At 43.8% G+C, this 4,579-nt stretch carries 4 protein-coding genes; all 4 read right to left on the reverse strand.

Features of this window, described 5'->3' with window-relative positions; all coding sequences use genetic code 11:
• Window positions 1-187: 187 nt before the first annotated feature.
• A complete protein-coding gene (locus P5674_RS23195; protein WP_014276852.1) occupies window positions 188-1,669 on the reverse strand; it encodes a DEAD/DEAH box helicase in 1,482 nt (493 codons plus the stop codon).
• 68 nt (window positions 1,670-1,737) lie between these two features.
• Entirely contained in the window at window positions 1,738-2,112 is a 375-nt protein-coding gene (locus P5674_RS23200) for a YccF domain-containing protein (RefSeq protein WP_014276853.1), read from the reverse strand.
• A gap of 24 nt (window positions 2,113-2,136) precedes the next feature.
• The gene (locus P5674_RS23205; RefSeq protein WP_014276854.1) at window positions 2,137-2,757 is read right to left on the reverse strand and encodes a tetratricopeptide repeat protein; all 621 of its coding nucleotides are present in this window, start codon (window positions 2,755-2,757) and stop codon (window positions 2,137-2,139) included.
• A gap of 27 nt (window positions 2,758-2,784) precedes the next feature.
• Window positions 2,785-3,867 carry an ATP-dependent 6-phosphofructokinase gene (locus P5674_RS23210; RefSeq protein WP_014276855.1) on the reverse strand — a complete coding sequence of 361 codons (1,083 nt, stop codon included), beginning with the start codon at window positions 3,865-3,867 and terminating at the stop codon, window positions 2,785-2,787.
• Between the last annotated feature and the right edge of the window lie 712 nt (window positions 3,868-4,579).

Raw genomic sequence — 4,579 nt, forward strand, 5'->3', positions numbered from 1 at the left:
CGCCCCTACAATTATTAATTAATCACCCGGTGGGTGGGTGAGGGCGGGTTTATTAATATGGTCCTGGGGAATTGAGAATTGACACCAGAACCCGCCCCTACAATTATCCATTATCCGTAGTCGGGCGGGTTTATTAATATGGTCGTGGGGAATTGAGAATTGACACCAGAACCCGCCCCTACAATTATTAATTATCAATATCCCATTTTTCTGAAGATTCTGCCGCTTTGGGAGATGACGATCGCTCTATATCATATAATCCGGTAGGTGGCGAAATCTTGGGTTTTTCACGTTGGGGCTTTTGGTGACCCCGCCGCCTTTGGGAGGTCTGTTCTTCGCTGGTATTTTCAGTAATTACCTCATACAAAACCGCCCTTTTTCCCGTTTGGCTTCCCTTACGCAATACCCTTCCTAGGCGTTGGATATATTCCCGCTCCGACCCAGTACCTGATAAAATAATTGCAATTTTGGCATCGGGAACATCAACCCCTTCATTCAGAACATGGGAAGCCACCAGGGTTCGATAGTCTCCTTGGCGAAATTTATCCAGGATTTGATGACGTTCTTTCACAGGCGTTTGATGGGTGATAGCCGGGATTAAGAAATCTTGGGAAATTCGGTAAACCGTAGTATTATCTACTGTAAAAATTATGGTTCTTTCCGGGTGATTTTGGCTGAGAATATCCCCTAATATCCGTAACTTTCCATCAGTACAAAGGGCGATTTCTTTAGCTTGACGATGGGCTAACATCGCCCGACGACCAGAAGCCGATCGCCCACTGACCATCACAAATTGTTTCCAACCGTCTAAACTACCTAGGCGGATATTTTGGCTTTTGAGAAAATCGTTTCTAACTTTAATTAACTCTTGATAGCGATCGCCTTCCGGTTCCGACAGTTTAACCTTAATCTGCACAATATCATGATCCGCTAAAGCCACCCCCGCTAATTGTTCCGGTGTGCGATGATAAACCGTCGGACCGATTAAATGGTTTAAATCACTGTGGCGACCGTCAGACCTATCTGGGGTCGCCGTTAGTCCTAGACGATAGGGGGCGATCGCATATTCTGCAATCACTCGATAGAAGTCTGTGGGGAGGTGGTGACATTCATCAAACACCAATAAACCATAGCGATTTCCCAGGGTTTCCGCCTGCAAGGTGGCTGAGTCGTATGTGGCGACCAAAATCGATGTTTTATCCCGTGAACCGCCCCCCAACAGCCCAATATCTGCCTCTGGGAAAGCAGCTACTAGGTGGGCATACCACTGGTGCATTAAATCTAGGGTCGGCACCACCACTAGGGTACTACAGGCGATCGCTTCTATAGCCAATTGCGCCAGGTAGGTTTTTCCTGAAGCTGTCGGTAATACCACAACTCCCCTATTCCCGCCATTTTCCCAGGCGCTTAAAGCCTCTTGTTGATGCACATAAGGCGACATTTCTAGGCGGGAAACTAACTTTAAGGGATGGAAGATTTTCGCTTCGTCAATAAAATCTACTTTTTCCTCTTGTAAACACTTGATCAGAAAAGGGTAAGAAATCGCAGGTACACGAAACTTCTCGACCCGATCATCCCAAACTGCGTAATCAATCCAACTTCTACCTTTGGGGGGAGGATGCAAGGTTAATGTACCGCGATCAAAGGTTAATTTAGGTGAGCGAGGCATGAATTACCATGGAAACTACAGGAAATAGCTGCTTGGGTTGATTACAATTAACCTCATTCGGCTTATCTTTAAATATCGCGAAATTCACGACCAAAGGGTAATAAAGCCATAGGGATGAGTTTAAAGTGTTGTTTAGCAAAAGGAATCCCAATGATGGTAATTGCCAAAATTAAACCATGCAGTAAATGAGACAAGGCGATTTCCCAGCCAAAAAATATTACCCATACCACGTTAAAAATCATGGTTAAAAGATTAGATGAATCTGGGGAAACTACGCTTTCTTTACCAAAAGGAGTCATGGTAGCAAACCCTAGTTTAATCGCTTGGATACCAAAGGGAATGCCGATAATGCTTAAACAAATAGTGATGCCACCAATAATGTAACCTAATCCAGATAAAAACCCTCCGAAAATTAACCAGATGATGTTTCCTAACAAAGTCATAGTTTCAGATTCCTAATTTCAATTTTATTGCCATCCTCTCAGTTGACAGTGAACTACAGACAGATCCCACATATAGTCATTGAGTTTATACTGAGTAGCTGCTTGGGTGATAAAATAACGCGATCGCTCCTGATCACCCGCCGCCTCATAATATAATCCCACGTAAAGATGGGCATAAAATCTACCCTGTTGTCCTAACCAGGTTCCCCTATTGAGCACTTCATCCGGGGTACAATTTCCCTGATATAGGCTGTAAACTTGTCGCATGATTGTCCGAGAATCATCTGAGACAGGCAATAAGGATATTCTAGCTGATTCTACCCCCTCTAATTTAGCCAGACAAAGATATCGCCATACTGTCTCCTCAACATCTTGGGAGTTCACAGTCAGATCAATCTCAAACTGCTCCGCACCTGCTTGGAACTGTTCCCCATAATAATACGATAAACCACGCTGCCACAGGTATGGTTTAATCCGGGGGTCTAAGGCTTCCGCTTGGTCGAAGTCCTTAATTGATTCGGCAATTTGACCAAGTTTGAAATACACCATCCCCCGGCGAATGTAAGCATCTGGATCTCTAGGGCGATCGCTTATTACTTCGTGCCAATGCTTGAGTTGATTTTCCAGTAAAATTTGACGATTCATTCCCACCCCAAAGCACCGCTTCTATTGTTAATCTCCTAAACAGATTCCCATACTCCGAGCTGTCTTTACTAGAATATCATTAGTATCAACACCCTTATACTGAGCGATCGCCTCCGCAATGGGTACACTTTCCACATGACGGTTACGCCAAGTTACCATCTGGTCAAACTTACCATCTGCAATTAAGTCTACTGCTGCTACCCCAAAAGCTGATCCGATTAAACGTTCCACAGAAGAAGGAGTTCCCCCCCTTTGAATATGGCCTAAAACCGTCACTCTCGTTTCTGCACCACTAGCCTCGGAAATGCGATCGGCTAAATAATGACCAATACCACCCAGCCGAGATTGACCTAATTGATTAGTCGTCATCATCGTTTCTCCCGCACCAGTCCTCACCGCCTCCGCTACAATCACCAGACAGTAGTTTTTTCCCTGTTCCTGCAAATCCTCAATTTTTTGACAAATACTATCCAGACTGTAGGGAATTTCTGGAATCAGAATTACATCCGCACCCCCCGCAATTCCCGCATGGAGAGCAATGTGTCCCGCATCCCTTCCCATAACTTCTAAAATCATGACCCGGCTATGGCTGGCCGCCGTGAAGTGCAACCTATCTAAGGCTTCGGTCGCGATATTCACAGCCGTATCAAATCCGATTGATAGATCGGTGCTACCTACATCATTATCTATGGTTTTCGGCACACCAACTAGGTTCAGATTTCCCTGAACTGCTAAACGCCTTAAAATTGCTAAACTACCATCCCCACCAATGCCAATCAGCGCATCTAATCCTAATTCATGATACCCGTCAATGATTTCTTGGGAGCGATCTTGCACACTACCATCGGCCATCGGAAAAGCAAAGGGATCTCCTTTATTGGTTGTCCCTAGAATTGTTCCCCCTGCTGTTAAAATTGGATCTACTTTTTCTATGGTTAACGGTGTCGCTGATGGAGGACGCATCATTAAGCCGTGGGTGGCTTGGCGTATCCCCATTACTTCCCAGCCATAAGTGCCCTGGGCTCGATACACCGCCGCCCGAATCACTGCATTTAATCCAGCACAGTCACCACCGCTGGTCAGAATCCCTATGCGCTTAGGTTTTGCCATACTTCTGATTATTTTGATATAGCCTCAAAACAGTTTATCAGTTTATCAGTTATTCGCTATCCGAAAATTTGATTTTTTAATCAACTCGCGATCGCCCCCGGCTCAGGGGTTGACAGGGCGGCGACAATTGTTTATAATTAACATAGTAATGTTAGATAATGGAAATATTACCTTCTTTTTTAAAAATGTCACTATTACCATTATCTAAAAGTATAGCGTCAACCTCCCCGCAAGTCAACCACCCCACAAAAAAGGTCGATTTTTTTAACATTTCTTAACAATTTGATTTTTTTAATCAACTCGCGATCGCCCCCGGCTCAGGGGTTGACAGGGCGGCGACAATTGTTTATAATTAACATAGTAATGTTAGATAATGGAAATATTACCTTCTTTTTTAAAAATGTCACTATTACCATTATCTAAAAGTATAGCGTCAACCACCCCGCAAGTCAACCACCCCCCCCAAAAAAGGTCGTTTTTTTTAACATTTCTTAACAATTTGATTTTTTAATCAACTTGCGATCGCCCCCGGCTCAGAGGTTGACAGGGCGGCGACAATTGTTTATAATTAACATAGTAATGTTAAATAATGGAAATATTACCTTCTTTTTTAAAAATGTCACTATTCCTATTATCTAAAAGTATAGCGTCAACCTCCCCGCAAGTCAACCACCCCCCCCAAAAAAGGTCGATTTTTTTAACATTTCTTAAA

The organism is Limnospira sp. PMC 289.06 (genome assembly GCF_032350395.1).
Lineage (GTDB): Bacteria > Cyanobacteriota > Cyanobacteriia > Cyanobacteriales > Microcoleaceae > Limnospira > Limnospira platensis.